This window comes from Gottfriedia sp. S16(2024) (assembly GCF_050473765.1).
Lineage (GTDB): Bacteria > Bacillota > Bacilli > Bacillales > Bacillaceae_G > Gottfriedia.
The window spans coordinates 3,281,680-3,301,195 of sequence record NZ_JBFLUO010000001.1 but is presented as its reverse complement, the minus strand read 5'-3'; the positions used below and the strand labels follow the sequence as shown (position 1 = coordinate 3,301,195).

Below are 19,516 nucleotides of genomic sequence, written 5' to 3'. Positions count from 1 at the left end.
GCAGAACGTAAAAAATACATAAATGTAATTATAAAATAGAGATGAGGGTTTAAGAATGGCAATGAGTAAACATTAGGGTGAAAGCAGATGAACTAAAACTAACAAGAGATAACTACATAAAGGTAAGTAATAAAAGCTCGTTTATTAAAGGTAAAGTCTATGATGATTCATTTGTTAAAACCATACTGAAAACTGCTTGTATAATTTTGATTTGAATATGAAGTTTTTTAACTCATTAAATAATGAAAGATTTTAATAAAGAAATTGATGATTTTCTGATAGATGATAAACCGTTTGTTAAAGTTACTAATTTAAATGATATAGAAAAAGTTTCAGGATATTACATGATGATATTTGATGAGTATAATCAAGTTTATATCGGACAAAGTACGAATATGAAAAAACGTGTTATGTCACATTGGAGTACCCAAAAAGAATTTGACCGTTTAATATTCGGAAATAAAGAAAATTCTATGTTGTCAGTAGATAGTTTTAGTGCGTTAGATATGACTAGATTGAATGCTTTCAAAACTCATTCCCTTTATGAGTTTGAGAATAATTCCATTAACTTCTTTAATCCAAATTTAATTATAAATAGAACAGTTGGTGGAGAGTTAAGTGGATTAAGTGATGCTGTCGCTAACGGAAAAACAAGAGAATTAAATGTTTAACAAAGTAGCTGCTAAGGACTAACTTAGCAGTTTTTTTATTTTCTGAGCCACTTCCCAATGGAACAATTCTAAACCTGTCTTTCCAATAATTATAAACGACAGGTTTTAATTATACCAAATATTGTCATTTAACAACATTCCAATATTGAATGTCTTTGTTACAATTAAGAACTATCACTAACAGGGTTATTACAGTTATGATTATTATAAATAACGATTTGATGACTATAAGTAACCTTAACCCATAAAAAAAGACTTTCACAGTCATTTGTGGAAGTCTTTTTTATAAAAATTTACAAAGGAGATAGTTATGAAAAAAAAATTAATTGCAGTATTAACAGCTTTATTCATTGGTTTAATTCCTTTCACAGCAAATGCAGAGGAAAGCTCAAAAGATATTAAAGGAGAAGAAGCTTTAGTAGATGTATTTAGGCAAATTGAAAGTGACATTAATTTTGCTTTAGAACATGGTATAGAGAAAAGTGAAACAATATATACCCAACCTATTGAACTTGAGGATGGTGTTGAATTGCTGTCCTCGGAGACAGTAATATATAATGAAGATGGAACGATAGCAGGAGATTATAGTGTAAAAGTTCAACCAGAAGTAAGTGAAAACATTATAGCGCCTAGAGTAGTTATTAATACTGGTGGTTATGATTGGAAATATGTAAATACCAAATATACTGATACATATTTAGAGCATACAATTAAGGGTCCTATACAAGCTTTATTAGCGTTTGGAACACCATATTTACCTACAATAGCTCAACAATCATTTGCTGGAGGACTATCAGCTTATATAGGTTTATATGCTAATCCTAAACTTTATTATTTTAAATCAGTTTTATATACCGATCATGATGCCGTTAACAATTATTACAAATTGAAGGTATATACTTATAAAGATAAAGGTAGAACAAAATTAGAATCTACTAAAACAATAACAACTAAATCTAAAAGATAAATATAGAGTAGTTGAATCTAATTTTTATAATATCGATTAATACGATGTATCAAATATAAAATTAGAAAAGTTGTTATTACAAAATATATAATTTTTATATATATATTTAAATCACTGTAATTTAAAGTGAAGATAAGAAAAGTAAAAACAGCACTTAATATAAATTTTAATGTATTCTTCATATTGTACCTCTCTAAAAAGTAATATGTTCAAAATAAAAAAAGTGGGTTTTCAAATCCAAAACATTAATTAAATGTCCTTTAATTATCAAACGATCTTTAGGATTTTTTGACCTAAAGGCGTAACAGTTCTAACCCTATCTATCCAATAATTATAAACGATAGGTTTTAATTATACCAAATATCCCCATGTAATAACATTCCAATATTGACTGTTTTTATCACAAATAAGGAATCGACTTGCGTAGGATTAACAGATATAGTTTTATATAGAAGCGCTTCGATTAATATTGTTACGATATTAACTAACACCAGTCGGATATATGAAAATGCATAAAATATTAGTCTTCTCTGGTAGATGGTAGTTTACAATATTTATAAATCTATACGAAGAAGTGATTATATGTTCGATATACTTTGGCAATTTTTAAATTTTGCGGGACTTATTGCGACTGTGGGTTTATTTGTTAATATCGTAAAAAGAAAGAAAAAAATATATATTAACTAAAGGATCTAATATTATGAAAAAATATTAGATTTCATTTTGTATTGCTTTTTGTTTAGTATTTTTATTTGTTGTATCCCCATTTAAAGCAGAAGAACCGCAAATACTGGATGGGGTTACTGAAGCGAAGTATGAGGTTACAACATTAGAAGAAGCTAAAGTTGTATCTGTAACTAACCAAGAAGAAGAAAGAATTAACAATTTGTTTAGGCAATACAATCTACAACCATTAACAACGGAACTTTCTCCTGAAACTCCTGTTGTTAATTTTAAAAGTATTGATGAATTTGAAACGTTTTTAAAAGATACAAGGAATCCAATTAAATTTAATGAAGAAGTTAAAGAAGAAAGTCCATTAGCATTTTTATTTGGCTCGAAAACTGCTTCAGCAGCAACAAAGTCATATAAATATAGTAAATGGCATTCTGCAGCTAAATTAAACCTTTATGCAGTCATGGAAAGAAAATTAAGCATACGCTAATTTGAATTCTTCAAAAAAAGGTGGCACAGTATACGGTAAAGGTATTTTTTCATATGTTGTTTTTGTTAAGGTATTGGGAACGTTATATTCATACGATATAAATATGTCCCTTAAATTTTAAATTACAGTTTTATTATAATTTAAATACTTATGGAGTAGAAATAAATAGGTTTTCTAATACAAAAGTAATTAGATATAAAGATTCTGCTAAAGCAGTGACTGCTGCAAAAACCGCAGAAAATAATTATAGTTATGGAATTTTTAAAGACAAACCATATGCTATTACTAATAACCCAAAAGATAGAAAAGATCTATATTGTTCTGAAATTGTGTGGCAATCATATTATTATGGTCCTGGTATTACTTACAAAAACTGGAGGTGTTGTAAAATCGAATCCAAGTATGATTCAGCCATATGATTATTTATCAACACAAAACCTAAATGATAATGGTTTTAAATTAGTAAAAACATATTCTTGGTAATTAAAAAGTGCAAATTACTAAAATAGTAATTTGCACTTTTTTTATCCATCAAATCTTTGCCATATTTCTTTAACTTTTAGGAAATATGGGAAACTCAACTTTAAATTTTAGTGGTATGGAGAAATACGAGAAGAAATACAAGAAATTGAACGAATTGAATAAAAGCTACAAGAGTTCGATTTGACTCTGATATTTATGAATTAATCCGTATCTATTAATTTCCAATAAATAAAATTAGAACCACATTTTACCTTGTGGTTCTTTGTTTATTCTCCAAATAAAAATAATGCTAAAATTACCATGACTTATAAGAGCACTTTTTTATGTTATCAATCTACTTTTATACTAAATAATGTATGGGACAACATTGTATGAAATAATGTTTCGATCACGATACGTTTGAATTATTACATCACTTTTTGTACTAAGTATTCCATTTTGCAATAAGACTGGTTTAAATCCCCTTTCGCTAGCTCCATTATAAGTAAATAGAACACAATGTTCTGCTGCAAATCCAGCTATTATAACTAGCTCAACGTCATTTCCTTTCAAAATCTGCTCTAATTCAGTATTCCAAAATGCATTTGAATGTTCTTTTGAAACACAAATATCTTGTTCTTCTACTTTAATTTCAGGGATAAAAGATAGTAATTCAGAGTTTATTTCCTCTGCTCCTTCAATATCTTGGACATGTATAACTATGTGATTTTTAGAACGGATACAGTCAGCAACATAATTTATATATTCACATGCACCTTCGACATTCAATGATTCTTTTTTATCCTCTAAAAATATTTTTTGCATATCAATAATAAGAAAAGCAATTTTCATTATTTACCCTCCATGACACTTTATATTCCTTTTAAATAATTATTCTATTTGTTTTGTTATAATCCTACCTTTTTTTAATAAAAATAGGTAATCGAATACTTTCATATTTAAGACTGGAAGAAAAAACAATATTGATAGAATAAAATATACAAAAAAGCATTGATCTAATTATCAATGCTTCTTTACTAATAGTCCAATCATTCTTTATTTATATTCGATTGTCAATTAAGTGATTTATTATCTAATTTTTGAATTTCTATTTGACTAACTTTAGTCGGTAATTTTTTTACACTATATTTTCTTTGATCTGCATTTGGCAAAGGTAGTTTCAATATATTTATATTTTTATCGGCAATTTCTTCATTTTGATTTTTAATCTGAATGCGTTCTTTTACATTAGTCTTTTTTAAACCAATTTGATCAAAAGCTAAAAAACTAGCACCTAAACAAATGACAAATATACAAACAAAAAATACAAATTTTTTCATATTAGCCCCCCAACTCAGTGCTTGTCCAGCTTTAAGTTTAAGATTAGTTTATGTAAGTGATTACGTTATTAGAACTTCTATTCTTTCTATTTTGATTTTTGAATTCAGTTGTCTATATTAATTTAATATTGTATTTTTCTATTAAATCTTTAAAAGCTGGTCTTTCATTCCCATCTCTTCCAACGATATGTGTTGCTGTTACTAAAGAGTTTAAAACTGCTTCTTCTGTTGCTTCTCCTATTGCTCTAAATGCTAGATCAATATCTTCTTCATGTATAGTCGGTACTGTAACGCAATCCGATGTTTTTTCATGAGGTATTTTTGTTGCAGTTGAAAAGCCAATTACGACTTCACCACTTCCCGTTGTAATAATTGAGCCTGTTCTTGATAAACCCGTAACTGTTCTTTTTATTATACGATTTAGCTGCCTTTCAGATACGGGAAGGTCCGTTGCAACAATCATAATGATTGACCCTTTATCTTGTTCGTCTCGTTCCTTTAAGATAAAATCACGCAATTCTGCTCCAACAGGCTTTCCATTTACTTTTAAATCGCTTAATATCCCAAAGTTAGATAAGACTAAAACACCCATTGTATAAGTACCATGTTCCATTTTCATAACTCGGGAAGCTGTACCAATCCCACCTTTTAGTGAATAACAAAGCATCCCCGTTCCTGCTCCAACAGTTCCTTCTTTCACATCTGAAGAAGCGTTACTTAATGCTTGAAAAACATGGTCTTTCGTAATATATCTTGCTCGCACATCATTTAAAAGCATATCATTGCATTCGCATATTACTGGGTTAACAGTTCCTGTCGTACGACCTATTTCAGGATTATGATCTAACATATATTCTATTAAAGCGTCTGCGGCTGTTCCAATACTTAGTGTATTTGTTAAAATAATCGGCGTTTCGATCGTTCCTAACTCATTAATCTGAATCGTTCCCATCGACTTACCAAACCCATTAATAACATGAGATGACGCGATTAACTTATCTTTAAATAGATTTCCTTGATGAGGAAATATTGCTGTAACGCCAGTTTGGATGTCATGATCACTGATCGTTACATGACCTACAGTAACTCCTTCAACATCCGTAATGGAATTTAGTTCCCCCGTTTCTAGGTACCCAATATTAACACCATAATCTCTTATTCTTTTCTGACTCATTATAAATTCCCCCCAGCTTCCTATTCAAAAAGAGTTGTAGCGATTAATTAAGTGATTTTAATTTCTAAAGGACAAAAAGCCCTTATTCAGAGCTTTTTAGTACAAAAAGAGTTGTCTTCTTTTAAGATCTTTCAATGACTTTCTGTTAATTTTATTTTCTCTTGATTTTCTTTAACTTTTAAAGGGATATAAGTTAATGAAATTAACGCTCCACTTATCATTAGTAATATCATCAATGAAGTGACTAAAAGTACGATTTTTTTAGAAAATACTTTCATCATAAGTTGATTTCTCCTTTATGATCAATCTTACGAATTATTTTAACAGATTACTTTGAAAATTTGATACTTACTTGATAAAAAATGTTCTCAAATACAGCCCACGATTAATCCTCAAACTAAAAAGTATTTACCGGTTTAATAATTAATCGACTTGGAATTTATTACCACAAGAGAAAAAAGAACTATTCCTATTCCCTTACATACCTTATATAAACCTTGTTTTCTTGGTGGCATTGGCAAACAGGTACACTTCACTTTTATCTTCATGGTAAAAGTGATTTTTATTTAAAATTTATAAAAAAACACAAGGTAAAATTTTACCCTGTGCTTTTAAACTTCATCCACTTATTTGATTACTTAATTCTTTTACTTTTTTTCCATTACAGCAAAATAATTTTGTTCATCATCAGCAAAGTTAAACACTCTTCCATTTGGCATTTCAACAATTTCACCAACAGTAACCTTTTTGTTTGTTAAATCACTATACAATTCATCAAGTTTATTTGTAAAAAACATTAAAGAAGGTGTACCTAGATTAAGAGATGGCTGCATTTTAGAAATTAACTCTTTATTATGAAGTATAATACTTGTTTCAGCATTTTTTGAAGGTGCAACTTCAATCCATCTCATTCCTTGACCATTATTATTATCAGAAATCACAGTAAAGCCTACTTTCTCAGTCCAAAAGTTCACTGCTTCCTCTTGATTGTTAACATATACCATTACTTGACCAAGCATATTAATCATTTCATTCTCTCCTTAAAATAATTAGTAATTAGTTCATAACAATAATTCTGACCATCCCAGTTAGAAAATAGAAGTGTTAGTAATAAAAATTTGAATACTATTCATTTCTAGATAATTTTTTGAACTCCTTTAATTCCTAAACTGCTCCTTTAATAGTTTTGTTAACTTTGAATCAAGTTTATATCCGTTTCCATTTTGCCAAAACATACTTTGCTTGTAATTTACTTCAAATTCCTCTTTTTTACCATCTTTCTCAATAAAAGCTAACCTTAAATCAGTGGATTCAATTTGTTGATTCTCGATCTTTTTTAATTTAAAACCTTTTTCGATTTTATTAATTAAATCATGATCTTTATCCGCCGAATAAATAATTGTATCTACGGAAGTAACACCAATGATACCAACAACTTTACTAGTTTTACTCTCTGTACTTGATTTCATAGAACAGCCAAATAAAAGGAATATACCACTTAAAACAATTAGAAGTTTTCTCATTAATCCTCCAAATTTTTTTCGATTTCCCAATAAAATTCAACGTCTTACTCATTACTCCTTTTAAACCATTAAATAATAATTAAAAAGATATATTAAGCATATGATATGCAATTTTATTTAGTAAAATTTTCCTACCAAAATGCAAAAAAAAAGAGTTACTCTTGCAACTCTTTTTAGTAAAACAACATAAATTTATAATAAAAATTACTGATTAAATTTATCAAGCGTAAAATCATAATTGATTTCAATAAGTCCATCATTTAACGCAGTAAGAAACCTATTTACACCCTCAACTAATGTTTCTGTTTTAACGTATTCCGTAGGTTCAAACATTTGCCACACCGAATAAATTCCCCACTTGTCATCTCCTTTATATAGGAAATTCATAAGATCTTCATTTCGATTAATCGATTCATAATTCATATTTTCCTTTAAACCATTTTGTACATTTTGAACCCATTCACTCAATTGACTCGCAAACTCCGTAAGATTTAAATTCGGATCATGAAAAAATAATGAATCATTTAAATAGATATTTAATGACCCATCTATATATTTCCCAGTATTTGCAACATAAGCCGGTTCCGTAGGTATATAATCATTTAATATAAACAAAAATTTTATATTCATAAAATTCTCCTTTCGTATGTAGTTCAATCTTTATTTATGTATTTTAGTACTTAGTTTCTATTGTTTCCTATTTTTGGTATTTCCCTCATTTTTATTTTTCTTTTTTACCTTTTTATTTTCGATTGTAAATTTTAGTTACGATCTGAAATCAAAAACTTCAAAGGTATCATTCTATAAATAGCAAACATAAAAAATAATATTAAAATCAATAAAAAGAAAAGTGGGATAACAATTGAATCAATTTATTACAGGGATAATTCAATCGATTCTTATATTAATTTTAGCCTTCGTGTTTATCTATAAATATTCAGATATTCGCACAAGAACGACTCATTTTGTTTGTCCTCGTTGTAGCAGTCGCTTTAAATTATCGAAATTAAATTTTGCTTTAGCATTTAAAACCGGCAAAGTAAATGAGCGGCTAGTTACATGTCCCGTTTGTGGTCATAGAGATCGAATGAGTATTATAAATGATTAAATGACCAAATTACATTTTTCGCATTATGTGTACAAATTTATAGTTTTTTAATTTGAAATAAGAGTAAACCTTATAATTGTGAATATTTATACCGATGTAATTTTTACAAAAAACCTCTGAAAACACTTATACAATAGGGTTTCTAGAGGTTTTAATAATTTTAAGATTTGTCAAGAAAAGACAACATACCACCACAAATTAGAGGAGGTTTTGGGTGATATTATTTATATTCAATGGACGGACGCTTTTTAAAACGATATATTCCAATTCTAAACAAATGAAAAAAGGACCATCCCAGAACTTTACTGGAAAGGTCTTTTTTTCTTGGAGTTTTAATGAATCTTATTAAAAAACCCTACAATATCACTTTAATAATAACATGTGATAATCAATATGTTCTGTTTTTAATTGAAACAAGTGATTTCAAATAAGGAATCACCCATCCTCTATTAATATAGTATTCTTTCAATGGATAATATGTTTAAAAATAATACAAATTGGAGGTAGTACATGAAAAACACGCAAACTAGTTTACCAGCACCACCTATTTTACAAGGAAGAGCGGTAAATGATAAGTACCCTCAAATGCCAATGCCAACTGTTGAGACAATTTCTAATGAAGACGGTACAGGATATCTTGACGTCTCATGGGAACCTGTTGAAGGTGTTAAAAACTACCAAATTTTACTATTCAATGGCTCTATACATAGTTACTGGGATGTTCCTGCAAATGGGACATCTTGGACAACGAAAGGAAAGGGTATGTTTCCTACAAATGAACAAATTGAAGCAGGTAAAATAAACTTTCTACGTGATGGTTCTGGTGGAGAATTTGCTACTGATCCATATAACCTATATTCTAAGGCATATGAAGTGAATGGTAGTACTTTAAATTACACTGATAGTACTGTTTACTATGTTCGAGTGACAGCTGTTTATGAAGATGGTGCTAGTCCAATATCATACGCTGCATCTCCTACATTTCTTGAACCAATTACACTTGAAGATGAACAAAATTTTACGAACATTCCCACTCTCCCTGAAATGACTGAAGAGCAAAGAGAGCTTTTTAATTCTTTAGTAAATATCGAAGTAGAAAATTTTGAAGGAGAAAATCCTGAAGAGTTTAGGGAAGAATTAATAAACAGCTTTGAAGATGACACTGCACAAGAGTTAATAAGCGGGCGAGCTCTGGGTATGAGAATATCCAACAAACTAGCAGGTGCTATTTTTAATACAGCCATTGGATTTGCTGTGGGAGGTGGAGTTGGAGCCGTTCAAGCTTACATAATAAAAAAAGGTAAAGCATCTGCAGCAAAGTTATTTACTAAAACAATAACTTCTAAGTTAAATGCATGGGGAGCTAAAAAATTAGCTACAACTGTAGGTTTGGTAGTGACTACTGCGTTAAATTACGCTGACATTGGTACAAATATTGCAAAACTTATCGATAAATATGACACTAAACCCAATAATGGTTACATTGATTTTTAATGATGATAAAAAAACTATTAAAAAGTCGTTTTTTTGAAATAGTTATTTTAGTAATATTATCGATTAGTTTTAATTATTTCACGGCTAATATGAAAAAAAATCTAATGTTTATTATTCTTAGTTTAATATTTATTATTTTTATACTTTTTATTGTATTTAAATTTTTTGATAATATACGTTCAAAATTTTAAAATTAAACATAAGAAAATAAAGCAAAAAAAGAGTTTCTAATACTTTATGAAACTCTTTTCTTATGTTTATAACAATTAGCCAAAGTCTTTTCTCCAACAATTCTATCTACAATTAAACCATTTTTTCTTGAAATGCTTTAACAGCTGCTAGTTTTCAACTATTTGAGCTGCTACTTTATAATTCAACTCACCTATTACCCTTGATATTTTTTCTTATCCCAACTTACTCGTTTTTATATAAGTTAGCTAAATCATATTCCTCTTTTATGCCTGAAATAAGGGTTTCATAAGCTTTATTTCAGTAACCTAAAAGCTGCAGAAAACTAGATCAAAGCTATTCACAATGATTATCGCATTGTATCAAGTAATCATTCTTTAAAATGTCCGTTGCTTTCTTAATATTTGATACGGTTAAAAAAATACTATCTTTTTCTCCTATATAGAATGATTTCACACCAACCTTACACCATAAACTACCGTAAATTTTACTAAATACTCCTGGAATACCAGGGGGAATATTTAATATAGCGAAAATTGCTTCTTCTTTAAATTTCACATGAGATGATTCAAGTACTTCTCTAACTATTTTTAAATCTTGCTTTTTCTGCGATTCGGTTGTACCAGGCACAAGTCTCACGAAATTATTATTTTCACTACTTTTTGTCAGTAAAACTCCAACAATATTTACTGAAGCGTTAGCAATTTCTTTTAAAACACAACTTAAAGTTTCATCATTTACTATAAAAGTAAATTGGGTTCTGTATTCAATATCGAATTGTAACTGCTCGACTTTACGGCCATTAAAGCGATTCAAATTTTTCACTTCCTTAATTACCTGTTTTTATTAAAGTATGTGAAAATAAATAAAATGTTTTTGGTTGAAGATTAAACTTGCACATATTATCTTTATCTATATTTATATATTTTCTTTAAATAAAGAATCCCCATATTATTAACAGTAAAATCTATTCTAACTGTCAATCATATGGGGGTTATTATTCTAAAAATCTATTCACACAAACTTACGGTGTAAATGTGATAATATTCATATCTCTATTAATTGCCGATGCTGAAGTAATATTCGACGTAGCGGTAAAAATTACTCTAAGACTATACGTTGATGTTGCATTCGCAGGTGCAACATTAACTTGAGTACTCGCAAATTGATATCGATGAGTACCTGCTGTAGGCTGGCTACTATTAAATATTCTAGTATCTATTAAAGTTGCATCCCTGTATAGCCGCAATTCAAATGTAACTGACCAGTTTGCAGTAACAACTAGTTCAATCGCTGTTGCATAGTCAATTTTAAGCTGCTGATTAGCAAGTACACCTTGAGTAATACTTACAATTGTTACTTCAGTATTGAGTGGCGGGAATACCGCAATCGATCCTGCATTTTCTGCAAATGTTAGAGTTGGTCTTTGACCTGTTGGACCCGTTACTCCGGTTGCTCCTGTTACCCCGGTTGACCCAGTTACTCCGGTTGGGCCCGTTGCTCCGGTTGGGCCTGTCACTCCTGTTGTTCCGGTTGGGCCAGTTGACCCGGTCGTTCCCGTTGCTCCGGTTGGGCCTGTCACTCCGGTTGGGCCTGTAGCCCCGGTTACTCCGGTTGGGCCAGTTGCTCCGGTTGAGCCTGTCACTCCGGTTGGGCCTGTCGACCCAGTTGAACCGGTTGCTCCTGTTGCTCCAGTCGCTCCGGTTGACCCAGTTGCTCCGGTTGGGCCTGTCGTTCCGGTTGGCCCTGTTGTTCCTGTTACTCCGGTTGGGCCTGTCGCTCCTGTTATTCCTGTTACTCCTGTTACTCCCGTTGACCCTGTTGTTCCTGTTGCTCCCGTTGACCCGGTTGTTCCTGTTACTCCGGTTGACCCGGTCGTTCCCGTTGCTCCGGTTGTGCCTGTCACTCCGGTTGGGCCTGTAGCCCCGGTTACTCCGGTTGGGCCCGTTGCTCCTGTTGAGCCTGTCACTCCGGTTGGGCCGGTCGACCCAGTTGAACCGGTCGTTCCAGTTGATCCTGTCGCTCCGGTTGACCCAGTTGACCCTGTCGTTCCAGTTGCTCCGGTTGGGCCTGTCACTCCTGTTGGGCCTGTAGCCCCGGTTACTCCGGTTGGGCCCGTTGCTCCGGTTGAGCCTGTCACTCCTGTTGTTCCGGTCGACCCAGTTGAACCGGTTGCTCCTGTTGCTCCAGTCGCTCCGGTTGACCCAGTTGCCCCTGTCGTTCCCGTTGCTCCGGTTGGGCCTGTCACTCCGGTTGGGCCTGTAGCTCCGGTTGGGCCCGTTGCTCCTGTTGAGCCTGTCACTCCAGTTGTTCCGGTCGCCCCTGTTGCTCCGGTTGCTCCTGTTGACCCGGTTGACCCGGTTGCTCCGGTTGAGCCTGTTTCACCAGTCGTTCCGGTTGGCCCTGTTGTTCCTGTTACTCCGGTTGGGCCTGTCGTTCCGGTTGGCCCTGTTGTTCCTGTTACTCCGGTTGGGCCTGTCGCTCCTGTTATTCCTGTTATTCCTGTTATTCCTGTTATTCCTGTTACTCCTGTTACTCCCGTTGACCCTGTTGTTCCTGTTGCTCCCGTTGACCCGGTTGTTCCTGTTACTCCGGTTGACCCGGTTGGGCCCGTTGCTCCGGTTGGGCCTGTCACTCCTGTTGGGCCTGTAGCCCCGGTTACTCCGGTTGGGCCCGTTGCTCCTGTTGAGCCTGTCACTCCAGTTGTTCCGGTCGACCCAGTTGAACCGGTTGCTCCGGTTGCTCCAGTCGCTCCGGTTGACCCAGTTGCCCCTGTCGTTCCAGTTGCTCCGGTTGGGCCTGTCACTCCGGTTGGGCCTGTAGCCCCAGTTACTCCGGTTGGGCCCGTTGCTCCTGTTGAGCCTGTCACTCCAGTTGTTCCGGTCGCCCCTGTTGCTCCGGTTGCTCCTGTTGACCCGGTTGACCCGGTTGCTCCGGTTGCTCCTGTTGACCCGGTTGACCCGGTTGCTCCGGTTGAGCCTGTTTCACCAGTCGTTCCGGTTGGCCCTGTTGGGCCTGTTACTCCGGTTGGGCCTGTCGCTCCTGTTATTCCTGTTATTCCTGTTACTCCTGTTACTCCCGTTGACCCTGTTGTTCCTGTTGCTCCCGTTGACCCGGTTGTTCCTGTTACTCCGGTTGACCCGGTTGGGCCCGTTGCTCCTGTTGAGCCTGTCACTCCAGTTGTTCCGGTCGCCCCTGTTGCTCCGGTTGCTCCTGTTGACCCGGTTGACCCGGTTGCTCCGGTTGAGCCTGTTTCACCAGTCGTTCCGGTTGGCCCTGTTGTTCCTGTTACTCCGGTTGGGCCTGTTGTTCCTGTTACTCCGGTTGGGCCTGTCGCTCCTGTTATTCCTGTTATTCCTGTTACTCCTGTTACTCCTGTTACTCCCGTTGACCCTGTTGTTCCTGTTACTCCGGTTGACCCGGTTGGGCCCGTTGCTCCTATTGGGCCTGTCACTCCTGTTGGACCGGTCGACCCAATTGTTCCGGTCGACCCAGTTGCTCCGGTTGACCCGGTTGCTCCAGTCGTTCCCGTTGACCCTGTCGCTCCGGTTGACCCAGTTGCCCCGGTTGTTCCAGTTGCTCCTGTTGGGCCTGTCACTCCATTTGCCCCGGTTGTTCCAGTTGCTCCGGTTGGGCCTGTCACTCCATTTGGGCCTGTAGCCCCAGTTACTCCGATTGGGCCCGTTGCTCCTGTTGAGCCTGTCACTCCCGTTGTTCCGGTAGCCCCTGTTGTTCCGGTCGCCCCTGTTGTTCCTGTTGCCCCTGTTGTTCCTGTTGCTCCTGTTGCTCCTGTTGATCCGGTTGCTCCGGTTGAGCCTGTTTCACCAGTCGTTCCGGTTGGCCCTGTTGTTCCTGTTACTCCGGTTGACCCGGTTGCTCCGGTTGCTCCGGTTGATCCTGTTTCACCAGTCGTTCCGGTTGGCCCTGTTGTTCCTGTTACTCCGGTTGGGCCTGTCGTTCCTGTTACTCCTGTCACTCCCGTTGATCCGGTTGGGCCTGTCGTTCCTGTTATTCCTGTCTCTCCAGTGGCCCCTGTCGGGCCGGTTGATCCTGTTTCACCAGTCGCTCCAGTTGACCCCGTAGTTCCTGTTGGGCCTAACGTTCCAGTTGACCCGGTTGCGCCAGTCGTTCCCGTTACTCCTGTTGGGCCTGTCGTTCCTGTTACTCCAGTTGATCCTGTTTCACCAGTCGTTCCAGTTGACCCGGTTGGGCCTGTTACTCCTGTCGCTCCCGTTGATCCGGTTGCTCCATCCGGGCCGATTGACCCGGTTGACCCGGTCGTTCCCGTTGCTCCTGTTGGGCCTATTACTCCTGTCGTTCCGGTCGGGCCGGTTGATCCTGTTTCGCCAGTCGCCCCGGTTGACCCCGTAGTTCCTGTTGGGCCGGTTTCACCCGTCGCTCCGGTTACTCCAGTTGGGCCTGTTGTCCCAGTTACACCAGCTGCTCCGGTTGGGCCTGTTGCTCCCGTTGAGCCTGTTTCACCAGTCGCTCCCGTTGAGCCCGTAGTTCCTGTTGGGCCTGTCGTTCCTGTTACTCCCGTTGATCCTGTTTCACCAGTCGGGCCGGTTGACCCGGTTGGGCCTGTTACTCCTGTTGATCCCGTTGCTCCATCCGGGCCGATTGACCCTGTTTCACCAGTTGCCCCGGTCGTTCCCGTTGATCCTGTTTCACCAGTCGCTCCAGTTGAGCCCGTAATTCCAGTTGGGCCTGTAGTTCCTGTTACTCCGGTCGGGCCGGTTGATCCTGTTTCACCAGTCGCCCCGGTTAACCCCGTAGTTCCTGTTGGGCCGGTTTCACCCGTCGTTCCTGTCGCTCCGGTTACTCCCGTTGGGCCTGTAGTTCCTGTTGTCCCAGTTACACCAGCTGCTCCGGTTGGGCCTGTTGCTCCGGTTACCCCTGTCATTCCCGTTATTCCTCTTTCGCCAGTTGCTCCAGTCAAGCCAGTCGAACCTGTTTCTCCTCTTTCACCAGTAGGACCAGTTGTTCCGGTTAACCCAATGCCAGTTGCTCCTGTAGCCCCCGTTACTCCAGTCGGCCCTTGAGGTCCAGTTTTACCTCTTTTACCTCTAGGTCCTCTACAACATTTATCACAACAGTAACATTCCTTTGAATCTTTACATTTGCATTCCTTACAAGTCTTACTCTTACAATTCTTGCATTTGCATTCCTTACAATCTTTACACTTACAGTTCTTATATTTGCATTCCTTACAATCTTTACACTTACAATTCTTACATTTGTATCCCTTACAATCTTTACACTTACAATTCTTACAATTCTTACAATTACAAGATTTTCTATTTTCTTTATTCTCTTTCCCCAAATTATCACCTTTTCCAACTAGAAAACCATTTTGGCAAAAAATCTTGTCCATTTTTCATACCAATATAATTCTATGTACCTATATTAAAATTTGATTATTATATATGACCAAAAAAATATCTGGTATTTTTTTACAATTACGAATTGAAAAATGAATATGTATTCTTCAAGACTAAAATAAAGAAAGAGGATGTTTTATCATCCTCCAATCAAAATTAATCCCTTGCTCTAACGATGTAACGTGAATAAGTTATTGGCAATCCATTTTTCTGAGCATTTTGTTCAAATATTCGTTTTACTTCCGATAAATTATTTTCTGTTTGCTCCTTTAATAGAGATTGCGTTTGGCCGAAGCATCTTAGTTTTAAAACATCAATGGGTGTATGTAAAAATTCAATACTATTAACAACTTGTATTTCTACATCTTTAAACCTACTTTGCCCAAGTCTTTGTTTTATCGTTTTTAAAATTGGTTTGTCATTATTAATTGATTTAAAAAGATTAGGAAATAACCTAGGTAATTCAATTCCAAAATCATCACCAGGATGAAGTCCAAGGATTTCCCCTCCTTTTTTTACTACTCTTTTAAGTTCTAGATAGGCTGATGTAGGTCCTTTTCGATTATACGCACAGTCAAATTGTCCGGTTTCAAAAGGCAACTTATTTTTTGTGCTACCAACAATAAAGGACACATTTTGTTTTTTTGCTTCATTTCCACTTTTTATAAAATCATTTGTAAGATCAAATCCTACAATCTTTTTTGCTTTTTCACTACATTTAATGGTGAAATCTCCATGTCCACACCCTACATCTAATACAATTTGATTATTAATCATTTCAAATACTTCATTGTTAAAAACTAACTCCCCATTCGGCTCTGTAATTGTTGAATTCCAAGGATATGTGTATTCCCCATATATTTTACCTATTTGTTCGTACCATTTTGTTGAATGAGGTGTTACCCAATCTTTATGTAATGTAGGATCTATTAATTTCATAAATATAAATTCTCCTTTACTCATAATCAGAATAATTACTATTCATCACTTAATGAGAAATTCCTTCTAACATAAGGTATATACCCTAATCCATTTGACTTATTGATTAATTCTGTAGATTTCGCGAGCGATCGATTCAATTATATAGACCACTGGAACTTGAGTAGTTATATTTGCTTTTTCAAAATACTCTTCTGTTACATAATAGGGAATATTTAGATCAGAAATTTTGGCTATTGTTGATAATTTGTTGTTCGTAATGCTTATTATTTTACAACCTTCTTGTTTAAGTAAATTCAGATGATTTACTGTGAAAATAGTTTCACCAGAGACTGACAAGGCTATTGCTATACTATTTTTTGTTAATTTAGAGTGAATCGGGAAATGAGGGTCTTTTATATAAAGGGAGAATTTTCCTAAACTTGAAAAGTACCTCGAACCATATTCAGCAAGAATACCTGAGCTACCTATTCCAATAAAAATTACATTTTCAGCTTTGTTTATTTCAATAGCAGCCTCTTTAACTTTATCTTCTAAATCCCCTTTTAAAGATCTCTCAAAAAATTCCACTAGCGAATGTTGTGCACTTTTTACGAAGGTCCGTTTCTCCTCTTCCAAATACATTTTTAACTTTACTTTAAATTCAGAAAAACCGTCGCAATTTAGTTTCCTACAAAAACGTAAAATTGTTGAAGTTGAAACATGGGTTTCATCTGCAATTTCACGTATACGCATATATGCGACTTTTTCCATATTTTGTGAAATGTAATTATATAATGATAACTCTAACTCATTAAAAGACGTGATTTGATCAATTGAAAACATTTTAGTTCGTTCTCCTTTTATTACTAGGTACCAAATATAGTTAATCTATTTTATCTTAACATATAAAATAAAAAACACAGCGTTACATGTATGAAACAATTATTTACTTTTGTGAATAAAAACTAGATTCCATTCACTTATTTACTAACATCTCCGTTAACGTTATGATTCGTTTATATTCTCATTAATTAAAAATTTGGTTTTATGTAAACAACTAAAAAGAAATTAGGAGGTAAAAAAATGAAACAATTTAAATTTCCTAAAGATTTTTTATGGGGTGGCGCTACGGCTGCCAATCAAATGGAAGGTGGATTTTATGAAGGGGATAAAGGTTTAAATATAGCCGATGTTCTTCCTGGAGGGAAGGAAAGACTGAATATTTTACAGTCACCCGGATTCAATTTCGAGATTGATCGTTCAAAGTATGATTATCCAAACCACGAAGGAATAGACTTCTATCACCGATATAAAGAAGATATTGCTTTATTTGCGGAAATGGGTTTTAAAGTTTTCCGAATGTCAATTGCTTGGACAAGAATCTTTCCAAATGGAAATGAATTAGTAGCAAATGAAGATGGATTGGCTTTCTATGACCGTGTTTTTGACGAGCTTCACAAATATGGCATTGAACCTGTTGTGACAATTTCACACTATGAAATGCCAGTAAATCTTGTAAAACAATATGGTGGTTGGCGAAACCGAGAAGTAGTAACATTTTTTGAAAGATACGTAAACGCAATCTTCAATCGTTATAAAGACAAAGTAAAATATTGGATGACTTTTAATGAAATTAATAGTGGATTAATTATGCCAATTATGGGGCTTGGTTTTTCCATAAAAGAAGAAAAAGATAAATACCAACCAACATTTCAGGCGTTTCATCATCAATTTGTTGCAAGTAGTATTGCTGTCAAAGCTTGTCATGAGATTATTCCAAATTCTCAAATTGGATGTATGATTTTATATGCTCCAGTTTATTCTTTTGATTCGAATCCTAACAACGTAATGTATGCCCTTGAAGAAGAACGCTTTTTTAATTACTTCTGTGCAGACGTTCAGGTTCGTGGGGAATATCCGTCATTTATACATCGCTTCTTTAAAGAAAACAATATTAATATTGAAATGCATGATGGGGATACAGAATTAATTAAAGAAGGTACTGTTGACTATATTGGGTTCAGTTATTATATGTCTAGAACCGAGAAAAAGGAAAAATCTGACTTAGAAAGCTCACAAGGAAATCTAATTGGAGGAGTTAAAAATCCTTTCCTAAAAGCAAGTGACTGGGGCTGGGAAATCGATCCAGTAGGTTTACGAATTAGTTTAAATCAATTGTATGACCGTTACCAAGTACCACTATTTGTTGTAGAAAATGGCCTAGGGGCATATGACAAAGTAGAAGATGATGGAACAATTAATGATTATTATCGAATTGATTATTTACGTGAGCACATTAATGCGATGGGAGAAGCAATTCAAGATGGCGTTAAATTGATGGGTTACACTAGCTGGGGTTGCATAGATCTTGTTAGTGCATCATCAGGTGAGTTCTCAAAACGTTATGGTTTCATTTATGTTGATAAACATGACGACGGTAGTGGAACATTAGAACGAAAAAAGAAAAAATCATTCTTCTGGTACAAAGACGTAATTGCTTCAAATGGAGTAGAACTATAATTTTAAAAAAGGAACTTCAGCAAATTTGAAGTTCCTTTCTTTTATATTTAAGTTAGATGAGACTCTTTACTTTTAAATTTTTTAGTTAGACTAATAACTGCTTATTCATTTTCAATTTTTACCATTAATTTACCATCTTCATAAATAGTTAAGTAAACAGTGTCACCAAGTTTCAATGAAGAGTTAGTTTTATTGTCTACTATTTCTTTTTCCGTAAATCCGTATTTCTCAGAATCATCACAAACTATTTGATACTGACTTTTATTATTTGTTTTTGCAATGTCTACAACTTCGCAAACACGAGTTTTTAAATTTGAATCTACGTTAATTAATTCTTGTTTATTAACTAGTGTAATTATACTTTTTGATTTAGGAATTTTGATAATATTGGGATGTGCTTTAGCGTGATTAAAATTAATAATAGAAATAGATATGATTATTCCGAGGGTGAAGATAAACGTAGCTAAGATAATTACTGAAGTTTTCAATTTTTCAATTTTTTCTTTCTCCAATAAACTACACCTCATCTTTTTATTATCTATATTCCCTAAATTAAAATGAAATCCTTCTTGCTATTACCTTAATCTACTTTAGAAAATGA

At 35.0% G+C, this 19,516-nt stretch carries 19 protein-coding genes; 6 read left to right on the top strand and 13 right to left on the bottom strand.

Translation table 11 applies throughout. The features are described from left to right. Window positions 1-242 precede the first annotated feature (242 nt). The 3 genes from AB1282_RS15475 to AB1282_RS15465 all read left to right on the top strand — a co-directional run bounded on the left by AB1282_RS15475 (window position 243) and on the right by AB1282_RS15465 (window position 2,803). Window positions 243-671, top strand: coding sequence for a hypothetical protein (locus AB1282_RS15475; protein ID WP_429899472.1), 429 nt, complete (start codon window positions 243-245; stop codon window positions 669-671). A 310-nt stretch (window positions 672-981) separates the two neighbouring features. Continuing rightward, window positions 982-1,638, top strand: coding sequence for a hypothetical protein (locus AB1282_RS15470; RefSeq protein WP_429899471.1), 657 nt, complete (start codon window positions 982-984; stop codon window positions 1,636-1,638). A gap of 886 nt (window positions 1,639-2,524) precedes the next feature. Next, the gene (locus tag AB1282_RS15465; RefSeq protein ID WP_429899470.1) at window positions 2,525-2,803 is read left to right on the top strand and encodes a hypothetical protein; all 279 of its coding nucleotides are present in this window, start codon (window positions 2,525-2,527) and stop codon (window positions 2,801-2,803) included. Between the two features lie 828 nt (window positions 2,804-3,631). On the opposite strand, the gene AB1282_RS15460 is transcribed toward AB1282_RS15465, so the two are convergent. From AB1282_RS15460 to AB1282_RS15430, 7 genes are all read right to left on the bottom strand, one after another. Beyond that, a complete protein-coding gene (locus AB1282_RS15460) occupies window positions 3,632-4,117 on the bottom strand; it encodes a cysteine hydrolase family protein (protein WP_429899469.1) in 486 nt (161 codons plus the stop codon). 221 nt (window positions 4,118-4,338) lie between these two features. Then, a complete protein-coding gene (locus AB1282_RS15455; RefSeq protein WP_429899468.1) occupies window positions 4,339-4,605 on the bottom strand; it encodes a hypothetical protein in 267 nt (88 codons plus the stop codon). A gap of 112 nt (window positions 4,606-4,717) precedes the next feature. Further along, window positions 4,718-5,779: a P1 family peptidase gene (locus tag AB1282_RS15450; RefSeq protein WP_429899467.1), complete on the bottom strand. Its 1,062-nt coding sequence runs from the start codon at window positions 5,777-5,779 to the stop codon at window positions 4,718-4,720. A gap of 131 nt (window positions 5,780-5,910) precedes the next feature. After that, complete coding sequence (locus AB1282_RS15445) at window positions 5,911-6,060, bottom strand: hypothetical protein (RefSeq protein WP_429899466.1); 150 nt, start codon at window positions 6,058-6,060, stop codon at window positions 5,911-5,913. Between the two features lie 366 nt (window positions 6,061-6,426). Further along, window positions 6,427-6,807, bottom strand: a complete 381-nt coding sequence (locus AB1282_RS15440; protein ID WP_429899465.1) for a VOC family protein — start codon at window positions 6,805-6,807, stop codon at window positions 6,427-6,429. A gap of 129 nt (window positions 6,808-6,936) precedes the next feature. After that, window positions 6,937-7,302: a hypothetical protein gene (locus tag AB1282_RS15435; RefSeq protein ID WP_429899464.1), complete on the bottom strand. Its 366-nt coding sequence runs from the start codon at window positions 7,300-7,302 to the stop codon at window positions 6,937-6,939. Between the two features lie 204 nt (window positions 7,303-7,506). Next, window positions 7,507-7,932 (bottom strand): hypothetical protein, encoded by a 426-nt coding sequence (locus tag AB1282_RS15430; protein WP_056470217.1) that lies wholly within the window; start codon window positions 7,930-7,932, stop codon window positions 7,507-7,509. 232 nt (window positions 7,933-8,164) lie between these two features. Between AB1282_RS15430 and AB1282_RS15425 the strand changes: the two genes are divergently transcribed. Continuing rightward, complete coding sequence (locus tag AB1282_RS15425) at window positions 8,165-8,410, top strand: hypothetical protein (RefSeq protein WP_429899463.1); 246 nt, start codon at window positions 8,165-8,167, stop codon at window positions 8,408-8,410. A gap of 510 nt (window positions 8,411-8,920) precedes the next feature. After that, a complete protein-coding gene (locus AB1282_RS15420; protein ID WP_429899462.1) occupies window positions 8,921-9,904 on the top strand; it encodes a hypothetical protein in 984 nt (327 codons plus the stop codon). 525 nt (window positions 9,905-10,429) lie between these two features. On the opposite strand, the gene AB1282_RS15415 is transcribed toward AB1282_RS15420, so the two are convergent. The 5 genes from AB1282_RS15415 to AB1282_RS15395 form a co-directional block, all read right to left on the bottom strand. Beyond that, window positions 10,430-10,909 (bottom strand): hypothetical protein, encoded by a 480-nt coding sequence (locus AB1282_RS15415; RefSeq protein WP_429899461.1) that lies wholly within the window; start codon window positions 10,907-10,909, stop codon window positions 10,430-10,432. A 208-nt stretch (window positions 10,910-11,117) separates the two neighbouring features. Beyond that, window positions 11,118-15,032 carry a collagen-like protein gene (locus tag AB1282_RS15410; protein WP_429899460.1) on the bottom strand — a complete coding sequence of 1,305 codons (3,915 nt, stop codon included), beginning with the start codon at window positions 15,030-15,032 and terminating at the stop codon, window positions 11,118-11,120. Window positions 15,033-15,115: 83 nt separating this feature from the next. Beyond that, window positions 15,116-15,433 carry a hypothetical protein gene (locus AB1282_RS15405; RefSeq protein WP_429899459.1) on the bottom strand — a complete coding sequence of 106 codons (318 nt, stop codon included), beginning with the start codon at window positions 15,431-15,433 and terminating at the stop codon, window positions 15,116-15,118. Between the two features lie 197 nt (window positions 15,434-15,630). Then, a complete protein-coding gene (locus AB1282_RS15400; RefSeq protein ID WP_429899458.1) occupies window positions 15,631-16,413 on the bottom strand; it encodes a class I SAM-dependent methyltransferase in 783 nt (260 codons plus the stop codon). Window positions 16,414-16,512: 99 nt separating this feature from the next. Continuing rightward, on the bottom strand, window positions 16,513-17,238 hold the full coding sequence (locus AB1282_RS15395; protein WP_429899457.1) for a MurR/RpiR family transcriptional regulator: 726 nt from the start codon (window positions 17,236-17,238) through the stop codon (window positions 16,513-16,515). Between the two features lie 240 nt (window positions 17,239-17,478). Here AB1282_RS15395 and AB1282_RS15390 point away from each other — a divergent pair, with 240 nt between their 5' ends. Continuing rightward, a complete protein-coding gene (locus tag AB1282_RS15390) occupies window positions 17,479-18,915 on the top strand; it encodes a glycoside hydrolase family 1 protein (RefSeq protein ID WP_429899456.1) in 1,437 nt (478 codons plus the stop codon). A gap of 101 nt (window positions 18,916-19,016) precedes the next feature. Here AB1282_RS15390 and AB1282_RS15385 read toward each other — a convergent pair whose 3' ends face one another. Continuing rightward, complete coding sequence (locus AB1282_RS15385) at window positions 19,017-19,427, bottom strand: hypothetical protein (RefSeq protein ID WP_429899455.1); 411 nt, start codon at window positions 19,425-19,427, stop codon at window positions 19,017-19,019. Window positions 19,428-19,516 lie beyond the last annotated feature (89 nt).